The sequence below is a fragment of the uncultured Psychrobacter sp. genome (assembly GCF_947500265.1).
Lineage (GTDB): Bacteria > Pseudomonadota > Gammaproteobacteria > Pseudomonadales > Moraxellaceae > Psychrobacter.
The window spans coordinates 1-911 of the sequence record NZ_CANMRN010000020.1 but is presented as its reverse complement, the minus strand read 5'-3'; the positions used below and the strand labels follow the sequence as shown (position 1 = coordinate 911).

General features: G+C 37.3%; 2 protein-coding genes. Both read right to left on the bottom strand.

Going from position 1 to position 911, the window contains the following annotated elements; all coding sequences use genetic code 11:
* Positions 1-5 precede the first annotated feature (5 nt).
* Positions 6-518: an IS630 family transposase gene (locus Q0788_RS13875; protein WP_240990771.1), complete on the bottom strand. Its 513-nt coding sequence runs from the start codon at positions 516-518 to the stop codon at positions 6-8.
* On the bottom strand, positions 499-846 hold the full coding sequence (locus Q0788_RS13870; protein WP_101204407.1) for an IS630 transposase-related protein: 348 nt from the start codon (positions 844-846) through the stop codon (positions 499-501). Before Q0788_RS13870 ends, Q0788_RS13875 begins: the two co-directional genes overlap by 20 nt.
* Positions 847-911: the final 65 nt, after the last annotated feature.

The window sequence follows — 911 nt, the reverse complement described above, 5'->3', positions numbered from 1 at the left end:
TATAGTCAATCCAAAATAAAAGAAGTACAACCCATATTATGAAATAGTTTAGGTAGATTATTCTCCATCCAACCTTGTCGTAGAAACTTAGCTTGTGCCCATTTCTTTTCAATAGGATTTAAGTCAGGACTATAGGATGGTAGAAATAAAAGCCTGTGACCATGCCTATTCAGAAGACTTTTCACTCGTTTATGAAAGCTGGCATTATCCATGACGATTACGCATTTAGTTTTAAGGCTTGGAATGAGCGTGTATTTGCACCAGTCATAGAATATATCGCCATTGATGTTTTTCTCAAAGTAATCAAGCGCAAAAAGCATCTTTTCATACAGAGCACCGATGACATTGGTACGTTTTTTAGCTTGCCAATTGTAGCTATCAATACAAGGTTTACCTATCGGTGCATAGCCATAAGGACGAATAGTTTCAGCCTCAAAGCCACTCTCATCCATATAGACAACGGGATAGCCTTGCTGCTTAAAATGATCAAGCTTATTCTTATATACCGCTCTTTTTATTGAACACGCTTTTGGATGTGCTAAGGTCTTTTTTTTGGCTGATATTTAATCTTTTTAAGGCATAGCCAATACCTGATTTACTACAGTTTAAACGACGAGCTCGCTCATATAGATAGTCATCTGGGTATTGATTAACGTCTTGTAGAAGAGCTTCATTGGGTATACTGCTTGGCGTTTTGACTCTGGTCGTTTGGATGCTTGGGTCTATAAGCCAGCGCTGTAGTGTACTCTTGCTGATATTATAAAAAATACAGGCCTGACGGATGCTCATGTCTTTTTGCTCAATGTTTTTGATAACTTGTGCTCGAAAATCTGCTGAGTAGGTCATCTTTTATATTTCTCTTTGCTTGGTTTAAAAGCATTGTACCTTTTCTATTTTGGACTGACTATATA

Excerpts from the sequence above, each read along its gene's own strand:
- Q0788_RS13870 (WP_101204407.1), bottom strand. The coding sequence starts at position 846 with ATGACCTACTCAGCAGATTTTCGAGCACAAGTTATCAAAAACATTGAG.